Raw genomic sequence first — 18,378 nt, 5'->3', positions numbered from 1 at the left:
TCTAGCCCCCCGCTTCAAACCAACTGCGAACAGTAGCTATTTCATTCCGATGACTGCCATCTGGACCCTTTTCAGTTTCCAAAACAACAGATGTTTTACGTAATGGATCAGAAGTTATTAAGCTTTCAAGACCCTTTTCGCCGATAAAACCTTTTCCTATTCCAGCATGCCGGTCCCGTCTTGAACCAAAGGGAAACATAGAATCATTAAGATGAACAGCTACAAGATGCGGCCAAAATCCAAGCTGGTTTCCTCGTTCAAGCAAGTCTTCCGTATGTTCAGGATTCCAAATTCCTGCTGCAAAAGCATGACAGGTATCCAGACAAAATCCAATCTTCTCGGGAAACTGGCTAAGCTCACGAACCTTCACCAATTCTTCAAGTGTAATCCCTTCGGTACCATGGTTGCCCGCTTGATTCTCAATTAGCAGCTTGGCGTTACCTTCCCAGGACTCCAGCGTCTCATTCATACATTGTATAATATTTTGATAGCCTTGTAACGGCTCCATTCCAGCAAAATGTCCAAAATGAACAACAATGCCTAAGGAACCACAGGCTTCAGCAATTTCCAGATCGTTAAGAAGGGAGTCTACATACACCTCTCGAGGGGTAGCGTCATCCCTATTCGCAGCCATATTGATTGCATAAGGGGTGTGGGCGATAGAGGTGATTCCTTTTTCTTGGCAAAAGAGTGCACAATCCCTTGTATCTCGAATATCAACCGTCTTTAGCTTCAGACTGCGCGGATTTTTCGGAAAATATTGAAAACTTGTTGCACCGCTCTCCCAAGCCAATCGGGCAGCTCTCCCATATCCACCACGAATGCTAACATGAGCCCCTATTTTGGGTTTAGGCTTCATGCTGACAGTCTGGGCAATAAAATACTTTGCGTCCAGACAGCTCTGTTTTGATAATCGTTCCCCCATCGCGTAGGCAAGGCTCGCCCTCACGGTCATAGACTTTACATTGATCATTATAGGAACCCGTAACCATGTCACCTGTCATAAACGGCATTTCCATGTATCCGCCGATCTCTGTCGCATCAGTTAATACTTTTTGAATGCTTTGATACAGACGGGAAATGGCTTCAGGTGATAAATTTTGTACTAAAACTGAAGGCAGAAGCCCAGCGTCAAAAGCAATCTCATCCGCATAACAATTTCCAATACCCGCCATTACATGCTGATTCACTAACAGACTTTTTAACGCACCACGCCGCCCTTTTAATATTCCTGCAAAACGTTCCGGCGTCATCCGTCGATCCAGCAGCTCAGGTCCAAGCTTACCCATCGTTGCTTCGCTTTCCTTCACGGATACTAAATGTAAGAACCCTAACCGCAGGCCCATAAAATAAAGGATCTGATCACCAAATGCGATTTCTACTTGCGTATTACGATCCGGCCGCTCTTCTTCTGAACCATAAAAAAGTAATCCACCCAGCATTAAATGCAATAGTAATCTTCGTCCATCATGGAGATGAAACAAAATGTACTTGGCGCGCCGCTCTACAAAAACAACACGCGCACCGATCAAGGCATCAATGAAAGCTTCTGTTTCCATGTTAATTGTTTTTTCTCTGTTCACAATTACATTAGTTATCGGAACATTTATAATACGCTGGCTAAGCAGCTGTCTATAATTCTCCATTTCCGGCAATTCTGGCATACTCATCGTCCCCTCTAAGTTGGTGAAGTAATAAGACCCTAGCTATTATACACCGAGAAACATTTTAAGTTCAGCTAAATCGGCACATATTTCATCGGGAGTGATCCCTGTGATACTTTTATAGTGCTCCATATTCTCTGTAGTGGTTAAACCGGTAAGAACAAGGATTGTACGACAGCCCGCATTAACACCGGCAGCGATATCCGTACGCATATTATCCCCAACAACAGCAGCATGTTCAGGTTGAATTTTCAGAAGATCTGTCGCATATTTGATCAGATGCGATTCAGGCTTACCGATCACTACTGGCTTCACACCACTGGCAGCCTCAATTGCTGCACCGATCGTACCCGCACCCGGCATAACCCCATCATCTGATGGTAACATTAAATCTGGATTGGTGAGCACAAACTTTGCCCCGCTCAAAATCCAACGCGAAGCTTGAGCTAACGAAGCATAATTAAAAGAACGATCGATACCTTGCACCACATAATCAGGGGATTCTGTGACGATTTGGAGCCCTGCCTCAATGCAAGCCATACGCAGTCCCTCTTCTCCAAGTATCGCCACTGTAGCCCCAGGTGATTCCTCAGCTATGTAACGTGCGGCTGCCATAGAAGAGGTACATACCTCCTCAGCTTTCGCCTCAATTCCCATTCCACTTAAGTGGGCAGCAACGTTAGCTGCCGTACGCGATGAGTTATTGGTAACAAATAAAAAAGGGATATCCGATTCACGAAGAGCCTTTATCAGCAGATCAGCACCGGGAATCATTTTATGCCCATGGTACAATGTACCGTCTAGATCAATCAATAATCCTTCAATTTGTTCCATCACTAACCCCTCAGTTTCCATAATAAATTTAATTAATATAATAAATAAATAATAGTATTAACAAACTCGCAGCCTTTGCCCTGCTTGGATTTACAGGCATACTCAAGCCCTTTAGGTGGAAGATATCACCTACTGATTTTCGGCAATATGTCCAGCCATTCGTTCGTCTTTTACTCCGTGATTACTTTAAATCTAACACACTTCGTCGAATGAAATCGAACAAGCGTCCCATCCAGCATTTTTTAGCATAGCACTGTCATTTCCTGCGCTTTCCCGGAAAATAATCATTCCCCCTATTGCCCATTTAGTCTGCGAGGTACCGGATATGCATTAAATTCCTCAGCTAATAATGTCTCAGGGAATATGAGTTCAGCTTCCTCAAGCAAAGGAATTAACTCTTCATGCGAGCTGTAACGAGAACTGAAATGAGTCAGCAACAGCTGTCCTGCTTTGGCTTCTTTTGCTAACTCTGCAGCCTGACGCGCTGTACTGTGATGATATTGATACGCCATGTCAGCCAGATCATGGGCGAAGGTTGCTTCATGAACAACAAGGTCTGCATTAAGAGAGAGTTCTAAGGCTCCCGAACAAGGTCTTGTATCCCCAAGGATAGTAACAATACGTCCTCGTTTAGGTTCCCTGACAACATCAGCAGCACAGATTCGTACACCTTCATCCGTAACAACATCTTCACCTTTTTTTAATTTCCCATAAATCGGTCCCGGTTTTAAACCATAACTCTTAAGCAATTCCGTATTGAGGCTTCCGGGACTATCCTTTTCCGTTACCCGGTAGCCATAGCTGTCAATGCGGTGCTCAAGTAATGCAGCTTCAACTTTAAAGCCATCATCCTCGAATATAGTTCCTCCTGTATGCTCCACAATCTCAATCTTATAAGGAATTCGGGATTGGCTCACAGCTAAGGAGATCTCTAGGTATGCTTTTAAGCCAGGGGGGCCGTACACCGTTAACGGCGCTGTCCCTCCCTGATAACCACGACTTGATAATAGACCTGGAAGACCAAATAGGTGATCACCATGCAAGTGGGTAATGAATAGCTTTTCCAGCTTTCCTAGCCGAATCGGTGAACTAAGAACCTGATGTTGTGTACCTTCCCCACAATCGAACATCCAAATACTGCGACGTTCTTCCAGCAGTCTTAATGTAACGGACGTTACATTACGTTGTAGCGTTGGTACACCTGCATTAGTACCTAAAAAATATAAATCCATTCTTTTTCCTCCCTTCTACTTATTGGCTCAACCATCTCTTTTCAATTCTAAACGACCTTCTTCCAGCAAAAAACCCCCCAGTTACGGGAGGTTCCGCTGAAAGGGATACAATCCCCTACAGACCAGGTATATAAATGAAAGAATTACAGCTTCTCTACATTAAAATACTGCGCTTCTGGATGGGCAAATACCATAGCCGAAACGGAAGCTTCGGGCTCCATCATAAAGCCTTCTGTAAGGTGAACACCGATATCCTCTGGAGATAACAACTTAAACAGTGGACCTTGATCTTCTAAATCCGGGCATGCAGGATAACCAAATGAAACACGGATCCCTTGGTATCTTGCCCCATGTCTTTGCTTCATCGTCATATCCGCCGGATCTGGGAAACCCCAAGTATCGCGCATCATATGATGGACACGTTCTGCCAGTCCTTCTGCCACTTCAAGTGCAACCGACTGCAAGGCGTGTGAACGCAGATAATCTCCGCTTTCTTTCAGCTGAGTAGACAATTCACGTACACCGTGACCTGCTGTTACAACTAGGAATCCAACATAGTCCATAATACCACTGTCAACAGGTTTCAAGAAGTCCGCCAAGCACAGATGAGGCTCTACCCCTTGTCTTGGGAAAGTAAAGGTATGCAGGATCTCGGACGTATTCTGTGGATTATACACTATAATATCATTCCCTTGCGATTGTGCAGGGAAGAATTGATACATAGCATGTGGAGTAATGGTACCCTCTAGCATCGCTTGATGGAGAATATCGTCTACGGTACCCTTCAGTTCAACAGTCCGCTGATCTCCAGCAGCTAATTGGGCTTCTACAGAACCCCGTAACCCCAAATGATGACCCAGCAGCATTTGCATATTCACATAGGGGATAATATGCCCCAATGGATAGTTACGCAGTACGTGGCGTTCTAAATCCGGTGGAACAAAAACAGGTGCATCTGGAGATATTTTGGAACGCACTGCTCTGGTTAGTTTCGGCAGTTCTTGCTTAGGCGCAACCGCAACCGCTGCTTCTGCCTCCACACGAATTTCCTCGGCAATCTTCTCCCGTTCTTCAGGGTTCATAAGCCGATTGGCAATATCCAGCCCGTCCATAGCGTCCTTAGCATACAATACTAGGCCGTCATATTCTGGACGAATACGGGTCTTCGTAAATTTACGGGTCAAAGCTGCGCCGCCAACCATAATCGGAACATCGATCCCAGCTGTACGTAAATCCTGAGCGGTGAGCACCATCTGCTGAGCAGATTTTACAAGCAGCCCGGACAATCCTATCGCATCAGCTTTTTCTCGACGGAAGGCTTCGATAATGGTCTCTGGTGGTACTTTTATACCCAAATTAATGATCTGATAACCATTGTTGGAGAGGATGATCTCCACTAGATTCTTACCAATATCATGCACGTCCCCTTTTACGGTCGCCAGCATAATTTTTCCTTTAACCGCTGTCTCATCCTTCTGCATAAACTGCTCTAGGTGATTCACAGAAGCCTTCATCACTTCAGCGCTTTGCAGCACTTCAGCAACAATCAATTCATTATTATTAAATAACCGGCCGACTTCCGACATCCCTGCCATCAGCGGTCCATTGATGATCTCCAGCGGACCAGATTTAGTCAATGCTTCATTTAGATCAGGAATGAGTCCTTCCTTCGTACCTTCAACCACATAGGAGGCTAAACGTTCTTCAAGTGACAGGTTGGAAATCTTCTCTTTTTTCTCTACTTTTTTACCACGGAAAGCAGCTACAAAAGCAGAAAGCGTCTCATCATTCGTATTATAAATCAGTTCCTCAGCAAGATGACGTTCTTCGGCAGGAATGGAAGCATACCGCTCCACTTTCTCTGTATTTACGATCGCATAATCTAATCCAGCTTTTGTACATTCATAAAGGAATACTGAGTTCAACACTTCACGTCCCGCTTCCGGCAATCCAAAGGAGACGTTGCTGATGCCCAAGATCGTATGAACACCTGGAAGTGCTTCCTTGATCAAACGAATGCCGTCAATCGTTTCTTTTGCTGAACCGATATATTGTTCATCTCCGGTTCCTACAGGGAACACCAGCGTGTCAAAAATAAGATCTTCTCCTGCTAAACCATACTTGTTCACTAGCAAGTCATAGGAGCGTTTAGCCACTTCCAGTTTATCTGTCGCCTTAATTGCTTGTCCCGTCTCATCGATGGTACCCACAACAATAGCTGCGCCATATTTATGAATGATCGGCGTCACCAGCTCGAATTTCTCTTCACCATCTTCAAGGTTAATAGAGTTAATTATCGCCTTACCTTGGCAGTACTGCAAAGCTAAATCAATAACCTTAGGATCGGTAGTATCGATCATCAGAGGTACTTTAACCTTTTTTACAACCAGTTCTAAGAAAAGCTTAATATCTTCAATCTCATCGCGGTCAGGGTCTTGTACACACACGTCAATAACCTGTGCCCCACTCTTTACCTGAGCTCGGGCAATTTCTGAGGCTTCCTCATATTTACCTTCGACGATAAGACGTTTGAATTTACGAGAGCCAAGTACATTCGTACGTTCACCAACCATGTAAGGACGGTTGTCGTTCTCAATATAGATAGGCTCAATACCTGAAAGTGCAGGTGGATGATTACCTGCCAGCGGGCGTGGAGGATATTCGGAAAGTGCTTCCTTCATCGCACGGATATGCTCTGGTGTCGTTCCACAGCAGCCCCCCGCAATATTCAGCCAGCCTTTTTCAGCAAAGGCTGCAATCTTGCGAGCTAAAGAATCTGGAGATTCATGATAATGTCCATTCTCATCCGGCAATCCTGCGTTTGGATAACAGCTCACGGCTGCCGAGGAGATCTCTGAAAGCGAACGAATATGATCCCGCATGAACTCTGGACCAGTCGCACAGTTGAGGCCCATAGAGATAGGCTTCAGATGTTCTAATGAGATATAAAATGCTTCAATATTCTGCCCCGCCAGTGTAGTACCCATTGGTTCAATTGTTCCTGAAATCATAACCGGTAATGTGATGCCAGTCTTTTCAAAAGCATTACGAATACCAATACTTCCAGCTTTAACGTTAAGTGTATCTTGAGAGGTCTCCAGCAGCAAAACATCTACTTTACCATCGATCAATGCCACTGCTTGTTCCTCATAGCTATCAACTAGCTCTTGGAAAGTAACGCCTCCAGTTACTGAGAGCGTTTTTGTTGTTGGACCCATAGCCCCCACGACGTATCGCGGACGGTCAGGTGTGTCATATTTGTCTACTGCTCTGCGAGCCAACTCTGCTGCCGCTAGATTGATCTCACGTGCGCGCTGAGGAATATCATATTCAGCTAGTACAACAGAGGTTGCACCAAATGTGTTAGTCTCAATGAGATCAGCCCCTGCTTCGAGATACTGCTCATGAATCGTCTGAATGACTTCTGGACGTGTTAATACCAGCATTTCATTACAGCCATCCAGCTCATCGCCACCAAAATCTTCTCCAGTAAGAGGCACCTGTTGGATCATTGTGCCCATTGCGCCATCAAGGATCAAAATCCTTTGTTGTAAGCTTTCCTCAAGTGTATATTTAGCCAACTAATAGTCCCCCCAGTAAAACATTAGAGTAAGTTTAGCAGAATAAAGGAATTTCGAAAAGCCTTCCTTTCCACTCTGCTTTATCTGTTATTGCTCAGCAACCGTTGTGAACCTTTGAATCATGGTTTCACAGACAGCTCTTTGCTAGGCATAGAGTGCTGTGTCCGAGCTGTCACATGTGAAGTGACATTATATTGTCCTTCCTTTTCAAGGGTCCCTTCTGCTTGATAGACTCCTTTACCTATTAGCTTTCCCTTAAGCTCTATTTTCTGTCCCTCATCATTTTTATTCACAATTTCGAACAGAACCTCTTTTGCATCATCTACTGCCTCGTTATCTTGGGTCACCACAGCTTCAAAGGTTACCTTTTGATTTACAACAACTTCTTCAGGACTCCATTGTAGTTCGACTTTGATAGGTTCCATAGACATGTTCATATTCATGTTATGTATTTCTGAATGCTTGGTTCCATTTGAAGAACATCCACCTAGTACTAGAAGTGTTGCACCTAATAATACAGCGACTAATTTCTTCGATCTCATCATTTGGAGCCCTCCCAATCATTATCGAATAATAAAAATCTACCAATTCATGTTATACATCTCCATCTATTATACACATTATTATTGGTTTTTCAGTATTTTGCATCAATTCCGCATTAGACTTGTGACTTAAATCATTTACTTAAAAATCTAATGAAATCCTTATGTTAGTATGTATGTACAGAAAAGCAGCGAGTTTCTTAGGATCTCAGAAACTCGCTGCTTTTATAAAGTCTTTATGTTGGAGCTAATAGCTCTGCATATCTTACAAGGATTGAACTAGTGGAAGAAGTTCCTCAAGGTGATTGATTTCATGATCCGGATGAATATCAAGACTAGGTGCTCTACCTTTTCTATTAATCCAGACCGTGGTCAACCCTGCTGCCAGCCCCCCACGGATATCCGTTGTAAGCTTATCGCCGACCATAACCGCTTGCTCAGGAGTTACATCAAGAAGCTCTAAAGCATGCAGGAAAATTTCCTTATCCGGTTTGCCTTTACCAAAGCTTCCGGAAATCACAATATGATCAAAGAAAGGAATTAACTCTGGCACACCATCTAGTTTTTCTTGTTGCAGTGCAGGACAGCCGTTCGTAAGTAGCAAAAGCTTCACTTGACCCCGTAACTGCTCCAGTACATGCATTGTTTCTTCATAGATGTATGGACGTTTTCTGCGCTCTGCTGCGAATTTAGTTGCCAAGGTCTCAGCTAGTGCTTCGTCTTCCACCCCTAAGGCTGCAAGTCCGCGACGCCAAGACTCTTTACGATATACCGGTGCAAGCTGCTCCAATTGACGGAATTCTGGCTGTTCACCTGCCGTAAAGTTCGCCCAGAGTGCTTCATATGGATTAATTCCGATCATCTTTGTAAATGGGAACGTCTCATAAGATTCATACAAGCTACTTGCTTCCTTACGAACTGCAACTTCTAGTTCTTGTGGATCAATCGTATCCCCGGCGGCTTCACAAGCAGAACGAAATGCTTCTTCGACGCTCCGATCATCCCACAGCAATGTATCATCAAGGTCAAATAGTACAGCAGAAATTGGCATTACAGGTCTCCCTCTCCCTTTAACTGGTCTAGTTCTATTCGTGAACTACTTCAATGTTGTGAGCTTTAGCAAATGCTTCTAATCGTGTACTCATCGCATTAGTATCATAGCGATTCATAAGTCTTGTGAAAATCCATTTCGTACGTTTCCCTTTGTGCTTAATGACTACAGCTCCACGCGAAAGGGTGATTTTCTCAATATCTGCAGCTGGAAGCCCGCGTTCGCGATTGAATTTAATAGTAGACAGTCTTGCTTTTTCCACCTTCAAGTACGGACGACGGAAGAACAATAGCGCTGCCAGCAAATAGTACAGTACTACTCCCAACCAATTAGCCAGCATGCCATTTCCTTTGGCCTGATCAATAGAACCAACTACCCAAAACATAGTGCCAAGTATCACTAACACTACCGGAAATGCAATGTTGCGACCTTTAAAGACTTCGGCATTCTGGGTAGGAGATTTAGAGGCATAAATCGTATCCTTGCCTTGTTTCTTTCTTTGCTTGTTGATTTGCTGTGTGTTGCGTTGAACCATTCTTTCCCAAGAACGGGCCATGTGCGTTCCCCCTAGTCATCCTGAAATATCTATGAAAAGGAACAGCGAGCTAATGTTTAAGCCCCTTGTTACCTTGTTCATGCTCATCGTTATCTACTACTTCAATAGTATTTAATTGTGCTCGGAAGTTATTGCGGATATTCCCCAGGTAAATTTCACGAAGCTTGGCGCGTTCCGCCACTTCCTCTTGATTAAGGCCTACGCTCTTCTGTTTGCGTGCCAATTCGTTAATTCGCGCGACCAACTCATCAATATTCAATACTTTCCCTCCCCCTATAAATTAATTCTAACTCTGCCATGAGAAAAAGAGCTTGTCAAGGTCTACTCCCTGCAAGCTCTACTGGTCATTCTATTATGTTCTCAGAAAATTAATAAATAGGTAAAGTAAGTATGTCTCCAGCGTTAATTTGACTACTCTTAATCCCACTTGAACGTTTAATTCCTTCTATATAAACAACTGTCTTCATATCAGCCGGTTTATTCTTAAGGGCAATACTCCATAGTGTATCTCCACGTTCAACCACAATCCGCTTCTCTTCCTTCATTATAGTCGTCGACCCTGCAAATACATTTCCCACTACTGTTAGGCCAGAAAATACTAGCACGATAATCAATATTAACTTAATAAAGAAGTCCTGACGGAACAACGAAATCATCCCTCCTAGCAAACGTTCCGTTATCTCTTTCACCTTAGCGGAATTACGGGCAACGTCATTATGTCCTAAAGATTCAACCACTGGGGCCTTATCGTAGATGCTGCGGTATGTACTGTATTTTAGCATAATTATCATCCTCCAAACACTTGTTCTTACTTTCGAATTCATAATAACACGAACATGTGTTTTGTTCAATACTATTTCAGAACAATTGTTCTCTTTTTTTCGAGAGACTCATGTGGTACATTTTATTATCATTTGTCTACCATTTTTTAACTCTAGCAGATTAATATTTATAATAGTTAGAACTTATGTTTGTGCGAACGGTAGTTCTATGTTATAATTTTCCCAAACATTACTATATGGGGTTGATTCCAATGTCAAAGATTTCAAGTCGCCAGCTGGCGATCCTGGAATTTATACGAAGCGAAGTCCGCAGCAAGGGTTATCCACCTTCCGTCCGGGAAATTGGAGAAGCTGTTGGCCTTGCTTCCAGCTCCACAGTTCACGGTCATTTGGACCGGCTTGAGAAGAAGGGACTTATTCGTCGAGATCCAACGAAGCCACGTGCAATAGAATTACTAGGCCAAGAGGATTCAGAGAATGTTCACCAATTCGCCCAGACCATCTCACGGATTCCTGTCGTAGGTAAAGTTACCGCCGGGGTACCTATCACTGCTACAGAGAATATCGAGGACTACTTCCCACTTCCTACTCACTATGTAGGTGACAACAAAGTATTTATGCTCTCAGTTATGGGTGATAGTATGGTGGATGCTGGCATTATGAATGGTGATTATGTAATTGTTCGCCAACAACAAACAGCGGACAACGGAGATATCGTTGTAGCCATGACTGAAGAAGATGAAGCAACCGTTAAGACCTTTTACAAGGAACGTGATCATATACGGCTTCAGCCGGAGAATCCAGCTTATGAGCCTCTTCGCCTTAATCGCGTAACTATTCTCGGAAGAGTCATCGGATTGTTTCGAGATATCCACTAAGTATGCACTCCTACCATAAAAGGCTGTTCCGCAAATGCGGAACAGCCTTTTTTCTGTGTATTTTGCTTTCTCAACCACTAACGAACATTTGTTCTCGTTCGCTAAAATGGGCATTTTCTATGAATAACCGTTTAGGCGTTCTGCTCATATCCTAATTAGAAAGGAGTGTTGTGCATAATGCCAAATTACCGAATTATTGTAGATCTGACCCAACGAATGTTATATCTTCTGGACAATGATATTGTGATTAGAGGTTTCCCTGTCGGCATTGGTAAGATGTTAACCCAATCCCCAGTGGGAGAATTCACGATTATTAACAAACAACCCAATCCAGGCGGTCCCTTTGGTGCCTTTTGGATGGGACTGTCTAAACCACACTACGGGATTCATGGAACGAATGATCCTTCCTCCATTGGGAAAGAGGTATCCCACGGCTGTATCCGGATGTACAACGAGGATGTGTTAACACTCGCAGCTATCGTCCCTATAGGAACACGAGTAACGATAAGGAATTGAATTCGCTGAGGACGTCACAACCCCCAAATCACCATATACAGAATGGGGGTCATTACATAAGTAAGTATTTTTTCATTAGCATACTAGGAGTTTGGTGATTATATGTCGAATATTGTTAACAGGATTGCAAATTGAAAAGGATGTGTTTAGTTTTGAATAACTCAAAAATTAGAACCCTCGTCGATTTTAAAGTCGATGCACTGGGTAAGCTGTCCGGTTTACTTTTAAATGATGAACAAGCTAGTGGAAAAAAAGTGAATTTGCTCACCTCTTTTGGCAGCATTCAGGGAATCGTCTCTCCAGCCGTCTCCAACAAAGAGGATGTATTTGATTTAAAATCTTTGATGGATGATGTAATAGTAGACGAATACATATCTTATTTGGGAGCAGAACACCCTGATAAAAATTTCAGCTATAACTTTGTTGTCCTCAATGACGTTACTGTAAGACCTTATGCTAGTTATGGGACTCCGATCGAATACAAACAGCTGATTGTTTATACCGATCATATCACTGCCTTCAATTTTCTATAGGTTACATACTTACCTTAAAAAGCACCCTTGCAGCAACCCCCAATTTTGCGCCATTTGCAGAATCGGCAGGTTTCTCCGGGTGCTTTTTTTGGGCTAATTCCGAAGCCGATCCTATAATTCCACGAATTTCCCTTTTAAAAGATACTAGTGGGGATCATTCAGGCATATCTTTCAATAAGCAACAATTTGAGTCTAATGAGATAACTGGGAGGTGATTATATGCTGATTATCTTAGTGTACTTATTTGCTATTTTAGGAGTTGTTTTAATTCTAAGTGCCGCCATTATAAAATTGAAAACGCTATCCACTTCATCTGATATTTCTATGCTAGTTAATGCGGCTGCATCCTTTAACATCATTTTCACCAAAACATTCATTCCCCCCAATCAATCTCACTTGATCGCACTTAACGAACCTAATAAAAAATTAGCAATAGGCACCAGAAATCCGAAGAGCAACAAAAAAGCAGTAGCAAAGCTATACTCTTTCGATAATGTAATGGGATCCGAGATTGTGGTTAACGCACTTACCCTTTCAAAAGTCTCCAAAAGACAACAAAACAGCAAAACAACTGCAACTAGTGCAGATATTAACGTCCTTAAGGAACCTGATGAAGAAGCTAATGTGATAGAAGAACTCACGCTTAAAATATATATGAACAGCAAAGAAACGCCTGTGTATTGTATTTCCTTCTTGCCAGGTTTATTGCCTATTCGACAATCCGACAACCAGTACAAGGAAGCTTACTCCCAAGTACAACAATTACATGCACTGTTCAGATCAATCGTATCTGAATAATTAAGTTGTTATCGCCACACCTCTCATTTGTTTTCGACATTGAAAGAACTAAAATTGCACACTGAACCCATCAAACTGGTGAATACCCGTACCATGTGCCACTTCCTTTTGCTCACGCAACTCACGAACTGCCTTTTTGACCCCTTGCAAAATAGATGGATCTAAACCCAGCGTATTATGAGAGCCGTATACTTGGGTAACCCCTGGAATTTCTGTAATCTTCTCTAAGGATGCCACTAAATCAGCCGGACTAGTCGAAGGGTAAAAAGCATAGATTGGCGTAACGTCATACAATAAATCACCTGTAAACAGATATCCGTTGGCATGATCAAATAGGCTGATATGACCTGGCGAATGACCTGGTGTGTGGTAAATTTCTATTTCGCGCCCACCTATGTCGAGCACATCCCCCTCTTGTAAAAGAGCCGTTGGTTTCCCTTGAAAAGGTATGTAGGTGTTAGGATCAAAGGTTTCAGGAACAGGAAGGGTGATGTCTCGACTCATATCCTTTCGAATCTGGGCAAGGGACAAGCCTTTTATTCCGTTAATCAGCCAATCCTCATCCTCTTTATGAACATAGATTGTCTCGAATTGTCCGTGACTGCCAATATGATCTGCATGCACATGTGTAGTTATGACAGCGATAGGTAAATCCGTTAACTGATCCGTTATTCTTTTTATATTATCAATACCTAATCCCGTATCAATTAACGCGGCTTGTTTTTGCCCCAAGAGTAAAAAAGAATGCACCTTTTCCCAATGTCCATATTCACTGATTGCATAGGTGGTCGGATCAATTTCCGTTACTGTAAACCAACGATCTTTAACCAATTACGCTCCCCCATTCCATTTTTCCCTTACATGCTCTTCTCCCTTATAATAATCCGCCTGTTCATCCGCTTGATAGATTTCTTGATAAGGCAAAATGTTGATTTTGCCTGAGTCTGGATATTCGCAAACATCTATTCCCTGATTCGTTCGGAGATCCAGATACCTGCATGGTGCATCCGTATGATTATAAAGCTGGTGCGCCCCTTCCGGTCCCATTTCGAAAAATATTACATCTCCTTCCGTAACCTCCGTAATACCCTCAGGCGTTCTTAACATCGCTTTTCCCGCTAAAATCACAAATATCTCTTCAGCATTTCTATGAAAATGATAAGGATAAGAATATTTATCAGGATCTAAAGATCTGATATCAAAAACTAAATGCTTGGAGCCCACCATTTCAGCTAATCTTTCACTCGTATGCCAAGCAAACTCTGGGATCGGGGACTGTTTTTGAGTAAATGAGACCGTATTTTCATTAAAAATCTTCACCATCTGCACACTCCTCCTCCTTATATTTTGCGTTCAATTACAACAAATAAAGAATCCCAGCTATAGCTAATGAAATAAGACCACCTAAAGCGGACCCATTCGCTACTTTGTTTTTAGTTTTACGGTCTTGCTTAGATTCCGAATAAAAGTTACCTCTTTGTTGTGTACCTGTCGTGAAGGCTCCAACACATATACCTGAAATTATAAAAAATCCCAAGCCTATGTAAATAAAAATTTGCATGAACTTACTCCTTCGCAGGTAAGAATTAGTTATCTATATACAAGATATTTTAACATTAAATTCCTCTGCTACGCGCCATGACTTTCGGACCCAGATGACGCTATTTGCTTATTTTCAGCCTTTGGAGCATGGTTTCGGACTCCAGTGACGTTATTCCTAAGAATGAGGCTCATATTGAGTGTTTTTAATGCCAATAGCGACTATGGGGTCCTTTAGTATCCAAAATGTGGGATAAAGCTTCATATAAGGTCTGCTGGGTCCTATACCGGGCTCATACGCGAAATTTGCAACCTCAGCAAATGGAAATTGGCGTTCAAATGAAGTAAGGTACCAAAAAGAAGAAGAAGTGTGCCAACAACCATTTTTTGATTATGGTTATGGCACACTTCTTCTACTCCATACAACCCCTTCGGTTCTGTTTACACTTAATTCCTTTCAAGTTCAAGTGTTGCCAGTGAAACCATCACCCAAGGTGCAAAGTTATTCGACGAATCACCCTTAGGATTGTGTATCCGAAAAAGAAAAGCTTCCCCCGCCTGATTTTTCCAGACCATATAATCTTCTATCCCCTTATCACTGGTAGCCTGCAGATATAATTCTGCAAAACCTAGAGGATGTTCAATTAGTTCCCCGCTATGGTCGTTTGCTTTACCAATTGCAGAAAGCTCGGTTTGTCCCTGTTGCTTCAAAGCTGTGAGATCGTAACCGGCAGGCAAGTGTTCAATTTCGGCATAATAGGTTGGATCCTCAGTTAATGATAAACGACCAGACTGTGAGTCTAGTGTGAAACCCTGAAAAACATACAGGGAATATCCATCACCTTGCCCAAGTGTACCTTCTTGCCCTGAGACCCCTCCCTCCTGTTCACCAAATGCTTTGGTCTTTGGTCGATCGGATGCTAGAGGATCAGTGGCCTCCGGACTGGCGGACTCCTGCGCCTCCATAGAAGGAGTAGCAGAAGGTTCGGGAGTGGTTGTAGCTTCGACAACTGGCGTAGGTGCTGCACTTGACGCTGTAGGCTCTGTCTCGTTTGTTGTTTTATTGTTACTACATGCACCGAGAATTGAGGCAGACAGAAGAATACTAGTAGCTGTAGTTAATAATATTTTTTTCATTACGCACCTCCTTATTACTATAATAGTTATTACCCACATGACTAACGTATCCTCTTATTCTTCAAATCTTTTCTTCATTTTTATTGCTACGGATTGAAAAATTTCATTCAATCGACTCACTCTTATTGACAGCTATGGAGTTGTGCTCGAAATTCAAATTGTTCCCGGACGATTCGGGCACCTACTATCTTAATTAATGCCACCAGATTCCATAAAGTGACCCATGAGATCTTAGTTCTTCTCGGTTTTATAAGGTTAATTGGACTGAGCAAGAGCAAGGTAGACGATAAATCAATTAAAGTGAAAAAAATTTACAATCACTTTTACTTTAACACTTTTAGAATATACAAAAATAATAATATAGCGACTCACAGCCAACCGCGGGGTGGTTCTGTAAATCGCCATCCTTAATGATCTGTAACTCAGATTTGTGTCAACACTCTTTGATAAATCCTTTTAAAGTCAGAGCGATGCGGGAATATAACCAATATCTGTCATGACTATGCAGACTCGTCTGAAGAGTTATTTTTTTGATTTATAACTTCTTACTAATAAACTTATACCTTTAAAAATCAAAACCACTAAAATCCCGAAAATTATCAAAGTTAATATTAAGTTTGACCAAACTATATCCAAATTCACTCCTCCGTCTCTGCATTTAATTCTTCTATATCAAATCATATCCCATTATTTATGATAAATGAACAACTTCTTACACGTTAAAATTGTTAATCAACAATATGCCAATTTTGATATTCACCTGTAAAACATCCTCGAATAACCTTAACCTCAGCTATTTGTGGGCATTTCGCGGGCATTTTTCGTAGACATATCATTGATGGTTACAAAACCACTATTTTGCCCAAACAAAAAAACCCTCAACACCAAAGGTGTCAAGGGTTTAAAGGTTCTAGTACAAAGTCATGTATTGGTTTCTTTCCCACTCGTGAACCTGAGTACGATAGATATCCCATTCGATTTCTTTCAGCTCGTAGAAGTGAGCCAGCGCATGTTCGCCGAGAGCTTCGGTAATTACATGGCTGCGGATCATTTCGCTTAGCGCTTCTTTCAAATCGGATGGCAAGCTCGGGATGCCTTCTTCAATACGCTCTTCCTCAGACATCACATAGATGTTACGGTCAATTGGGGCTGGAAGATCAAGCTTACGCTTAATTCCGTCTAGCCCTGCTTTCAACATAACAGCAAGTGCGAGGTATGGGTTAGCTGCCGGGTCCGGATTACGAACTTCAACACGTGTGCTAAGCCCTCTCGAAGCCGGGATACGAATCATCGGGCTACGGTTACTTGCAGACCAAGCTACGTAACAAGGTGCTTCATAACCAGGAACAAGGCGTTTGTAAGAGTTCACTGTTGGGTTAGTAATCGCTGCAAAAGCACGAGCGTGCTTCAAAATACCAGCCATATAGTAACGTGCAGTTTTGCTCAGACCTAGCTTGTCACTTTCATCGTAGAACATGTTTTCTTTGCCATTAAACAAGGATTGGTGAGCGTGCATACCCGATCCGTTAATACCAAACAAAGGTTTAGGCATAAAAGTTGCATGCAAGCCGTGTTGACGGGCAACCGTCTTCACAACGAGCTTAAAGGTTTGAATTTGGTCAGCAGAAGTGATCGCGTCAGCATATTTGAAATCAATTTCATGCTGGCCGGAAGCCACTTCATGGTGGGATGCTTCGATTTCAAAGCCCATTTCTTCAAGGGTCAATACGATTTCACGACGGCAGTTTTCTCCTAAGTCCGTAGGAGCTAAGTCGAAATAACCACCTTGGTCGTTCAATTCTGTAGTTGGGTTACCTCTTTCGTCTGTTTTGAACAAGAAGAATTCAGGTTCAGGTCCAACATTCATCGCTGTAAAGCCCATTTCTTCGGCTTCCTTCAGACAACGCTTCAGGATACCACGTGGGTCTCCAGCAAATGGAGTACCATCAGGCATATACACGTCACAAATCAGACGTGCAACACGGCTATCAGTCACCCAAGGGAAGATTACCCAAGTATCAAGATCTGGGAAGAGATACATATCGGATTCTTCAATCCGTACATAACCTTCAATGGAGGAACCATCAAACATCATTTTGTTGTCGAGTGCTTTTTCCAATTGGCTAACCGGAATCTCTACATTCTTGATAGTACCTAACAGATCTGTAAATTGCAGACGAATGAAACGAACATTCTCTTCCTTGGCAATGCGTAAAATATCCTCTTTAGAAAAGCTCACGTGATCCTCTCCCTTTCAAAACTCTGTATATTATTATTTATTAAAAAACCGGGATAACTCACCTTGAATAAGCGATACCTGTCCCGGTCTTTTACCGGAAACTAGTTCTTGCTTCAGCAAACGGTGAAGCTGCGAATCTGATAGCTCTCTACGTCTAACCTCTGTGTCAGGGGTAATCACAGTAGCTTCTTCGGATTCCTTAGAGACTGGGTTCATTACTTGCTTGATGCCAGCAATGTTAACACCCTTTTCAATCAAGGCCTTAATTTCTAATAGGCGCTCAACATCATTAAAAGAGAACAAACGTTGATTCCCAGATGTACGTGCAGGTACGATTAGACTGTGCTGTTCATAATAACGAATTTGTCTTGCAGATAAATCAGTTAACTTCATTACAATTCCAATAGGAAATAATGCCATATTTCTGCGGATTTCATCACCCATGACTCATCCAACCTTCCAATGATCTTTTTCTGATCTCATTGTACATTTCCTA

The 18,378-nt window shown here is 42.5% G+C and carries 20 protein-coding genes; 4 read left to right on the top strand and 16 right to left on the bottom strand.

Annotation, left to right across the window (positions count from 1 at the left end; genetic code table 11):
• Position 1 precedes the first annotated feature (1 nt).
• The 10 genes from MKY63_RS24265 to MKY63_RS24220 form a co-directional block, all read right to left on the bottom strand.
• A complete protein-coding gene (locus MKY63_RS24265; protein WP_076274629.1) occupies positions 2-859 on the bottom strand; it encodes a deoxyribonuclease IV in 858 nt (285 codons plus the stop codon).
• A complete protein-coding gene (locus MKY63_RS24260; protein WP_036687706.1) occupies positions 849-1,664 on the bottom strand; it encodes a DNA-formamidopyrimidine glycosylase family protein in 816 nt (271 codons plus the stop codon). The genes MKY63_RS24265 and MKY63_RS24260 overlap by 11 nt, the downstream gene beginning before the upstream one ends.
• Positions 1,665-1,709: 45 nt before the next feature.
• Complete coding sequence (locus MKY63_RS24255; protein WP_076274630.1) at positions 1,710-2,498, bottom strand: TIGR01457 family HAD-type hydrolase; 789 nt, start codon at positions 2,496-2,498, stop codon at positions 1,710-1,712.
• A 293-nt stretch (positions 2,499-2,791) separates the two neighbouring features.
• Positions 2,792-3,730, bottom strand: a complete 939-nt coding sequence (gene rnz / locus MKY63_RS24250) for a ribonuclease Z (RefSeq protein WP_036687710.1) — start codon at positions 3,728-3,730, stop codon at positions 2,792-2,794.
• A 143-nt stretch (positions 3,731-3,873) separates the two neighbouring features.
• A complete protein-coding gene (metH, locus tag MKY63_RS24245) occupies positions 3,874-7,311 on the bottom strand; it encodes a methionine synthase (protein WP_076098764.1) in 3,438 nt (1,145 codons plus the stop codon).
• A gap of 119 nt (positions 7,312-7,430) precedes the next feature.
• Complete coding sequence (locus MKY63_RS24240; RefSeq protein WP_038571571.1) at positions 7,431-7,856, bottom strand: FixH family protein; 426 nt, start codon at positions 7,854-7,856, stop codon at positions 7,431-7,433.
• A 262-nt stretch (positions 7,857-8,118) separates the two neighbouring features.
• Entirely contained in the window at positions 8,119-8,904 is a 786-nt protein-coding gene (locus MKY63_RS24235; RefSeq protein ID WP_036687714.1) for an HAD family hydrolase, read from the bottom strand.
• Positions 8,905-8,938: 34 nt separating this feature from the next.
• Positions 8,939-9,460 (bottom strand): hypothetical protein, encoded by a 522-nt coding sequence (locus tag MKY63_RS24230; protein WP_036687716.1) that lies wholly within the window; start codon positions 9,458-9,460, stop codon positions 8,939-8,941.
• A gap of 49 nt (positions 9,461-9,509) precedes the next feature.
• Positions 9,510-9,719: a DUF896 domain-containing protein gene (locus MKY63_RS24225; protein ID WP_036687717.1), complete on the bottom strand. Its 210-nt coding sequence runs from the start codon at positions 9,717-9,719 to the stop codon at positions 9,510-9,512.
• Positions 9,720-9,828: 109 nt separating this feature from the next.
• Complete coding sequence (locus tag MKY63_RS24220) at positions 9,829-10,242, bottom strand: LysM peptidoglycan-binding domain-containing protein (RefSeq protein ID WP_036687719.1); 414 nt, start codon at positions 10,240-10,242, stop codon at positions 9,829-9,831.
• 251 nt (positions 10,243-10,493) lie between these two features.
• On the opposite strand from MKY63_RS24220, the gene lexA reads away from it, so the two are divergent.
• From lexA to MKY63_RS24200, 4 genes are all read left to right on the top strand, one after another.
• Entirely contained in the window at positions 10,494-11,120 is a 627-nt protein-coding gene (lexA, locus tag MKY63_RS24215; protein ID WP_036687720.1) for a transcriptional repressor LexA, read from the top strand.
• 177 nt (positions 11,121-11,297) lie between these two features.
• Positions 11,298-11,636: a L,D-transpeptidase gene (locus MKY63_RS24210; protein WP_036687722.1), complete on the top strand. Its 339-nt coding sequence runs from the start codon at positions 11,298-11,300 to the stop codon at positions 11,634-11,636.
• A 152-nt stretch (positions 11,637-11,788) separates the two neighbouring features.
• Positions 11,789-12,169 (top strand): hypothetical protein, encoded by a 381-nt coding sequence (locus MKY63_RS24205; protein WP_038571576.1) that lies wholly within the window; start codon positions 11,789-11,791, stop codon positions 12,167-12,169.
• A 219-nt stretch (positions 12,170-12,388) separates the two neighbouring features.
• A complete protein-coding gene (locus MKY63_RS24200; RefSeq protein WP_036687725.1) occupies positions 12,389-12,967 on the top strand; it encodes a hypothetical protein in 579 nt (192 codons plus the stop codon).
• A 48-nt stretch (positions 12,968-13,015) separates the two neighbouring features.
• Here the strand turns inward: MKY63_RS24200 and MKY63_RS24195 are convergent, their stop codons facing one another.
• The 6 genes from MKY63_RS24195 to MKY63_RS24170 all read right to left on the bottom strand — a co-directional run bounded on the left by MKY63_RS24195 (position 13,016) and on the right by MKY63_RS24170 (position 18,326).
• A complete protein-coding gene (locus tag MKY63_RS24195; RefSeq protein WP_076213478.1) occupies positions 13,016-13,798 on the bottom strand; it encodes an MBL fold metallo-hydrolase in 783 nt (260 codons plus the stop codon).
• Positions 13,799-14,290 (bottom strand): cupin domain-containing protein, encoded by a 492-nt coding sequence (locus MKY63_RS24190; RefSeq protein ID WP_052097084.1) that lies wholly within the window; start codon positions 14,288-14,290, stop codon positions 13,799-13,801.
• 34 nt (positions 14,291-14,324) lie between these two features.
• A complete protein-coding gene (locus MKY63_RS24185; RefSeq protein WP_076098761.1) occupies positions 14,325-14,528 on the bottom strand; it encodes a DUF5316 domain-containing protein in 204 nt (67 codons plus the stop codon).
• A 425-nt stretch (positions 14,529-14,953) separates the two neighbouring features.
• On the bottom strand, positions 14,954-15,643 hold the full coding sequence (locus MKY63_RS24180; RefSeq protein ID WP_076213476.1) for a hypothetical protein: 690 nt from the start codon (positions 15,641-15,643) through the stop codon (positions 14,954-14,956).
• Between the two features lie 910 nt (positions 15,644-16,553).
• On the bottom strand, positions 16,554-17,882 hold the full coding sequence (gene glnA / locus MKY63_RS24175; protein WP_036687730.1) for a type I glutamate--ammonia ligase: 1,329 nt from the start codon (positions 17,880-17,882) through the stop codon (positions 16,554-16,556).
• Between the two features lie 33 nt (positions 17,883-17,915).
• Positions 17,916-18,326: a MerR family transcriptional regulator gene (locus MKY63_RS24170; RefSeq protein WP_019910684.1), complete on the bottom strand. Its 411-nt coding sequence runs from the start codon at positions 18,324-18,326 to the stop codon at positions 17,916-17,918.
• Positions 18,327-18,378 lie beyond the last annotated feature (52 nt).

The organism is Paenibacillus sp. FSL R7-0189 (genome assembly GCF_037969925.1).
In the GTDB taxonomy this organism is placed as follows: Bacteria; Bacillota; Bacilli; order Paenibacillales; family Paenibacillaceae; genus Paenibacillus_AQ; species Paenibacillus_AQ odorifer.
The sequence above is the reverse complement of the archived record's forward strand: the minus strand, read 5'-3'. Positions and strand labels throughout refer to the sequence as shown.

Bases quoted from the DNA above. Each gene is read 5' to 3' on its own strand.
- MKY63_RS24235 (WP_036687714.1), bottom strand. From the start codon at position 8,904: ATGCCAATTTCTGCTGTACTATTTGACCTTGATGATACATTGCTGTGG.
- MKY63_RS24240 (WP_038571571.1), bottom strand. From the start codon at position 7,856: ATGATGAGATCGAAGAAATTAGTCGCTGTATTATTAGGTGCAACACTT.
- MKY63_RS24180 (WP_076213476.1), bottom strand. From the start codon at position 15,643: ATGAAAAAAATATTATTAACTACAGCTACTAGTATTCTTCTGTCTGCC.
- MKY63_RS24210 (WP_036687722.1), top strand. From the start codon at position 11,298: ATGCCAAATTACCGAATTATTGTAGATCTGACCCAACGAATGTTATAT.
- MKY63_RS24230 (WP_036687716.1), bottom strand. From the start codon at position 9,460: ATGGCCCGTTCTTGGGAAAGAATGGTTCAACGCAACACACAGCAAATC.
- MKY63_RS24170 (WP_019910684.1), bottom strand. From the start codon at position 18,326: ATGGGTGATGAAATCCGCAGAAATATGGCATTATTTCCTATTGGAATT.
- MKY63_RS24255 (WP_076274630.1), bottom strand. From the start codon at position 2,498: ATGGAACAAATTGAAGGATTATTGATTGATCTAGACGGTACATTGTAC.
- lexA (WP_036687720.1), top strand. From the start codon at position 10,494: ATGTCAAAGATTTCAAGTCGCCAGCTGGCGATCCTGGAATTTATACGA.
- MKY63_RS24220 (WP_036687719.1), bottom strand. From the start codon at position 10,242: ATGCTAAAATACAGTACATACCGCAGCATCTACGATAAGGCCCCAGTG.
- MKY63_RS24260 (WP_036687706.1), bottom strand. From the start codon at position 1,664: ATGCCAGAATTGCCGGAAATGGAGAATTATAGACAGCTGCTTAGCCAG.
- MKY63_RS24185 (WP_076098761.1), bottom strand. From the start codon at position 14,528: ATGCAAATTTTTATTTACATAGGCTTGGGATTTTTTATAATTTCAGGT.
- MKY63_RS24190 (WP_052097084.1), bottom strand. From the start codon at position 14,290: ATGGTGAAGATTTTTAATGAAAATACGGTCTCATTTACTCAAAAACAG.
- MKY63_RS24265 (WP_076274629.1), bottom strand. From the start codon at position 859: ATGAAGCCTAAACCCAAAATAGGGGCTCATGTTAGCATTCGTGGTGGA.
- rnz (WP_036687710.1), bottom strand. From the start codon at position 3,730: ATGGATTTATATTTTTTAGGTACTAATGCAGGTGTACCAACGCTACAA.
- MKY63_RS24200 (WP_036687725.1), top strand. From the start codon at position 12,389: ATGCTGATTATCTTAGTGTACTTATTTGCTATTTTAGGAGTTGTTTTA.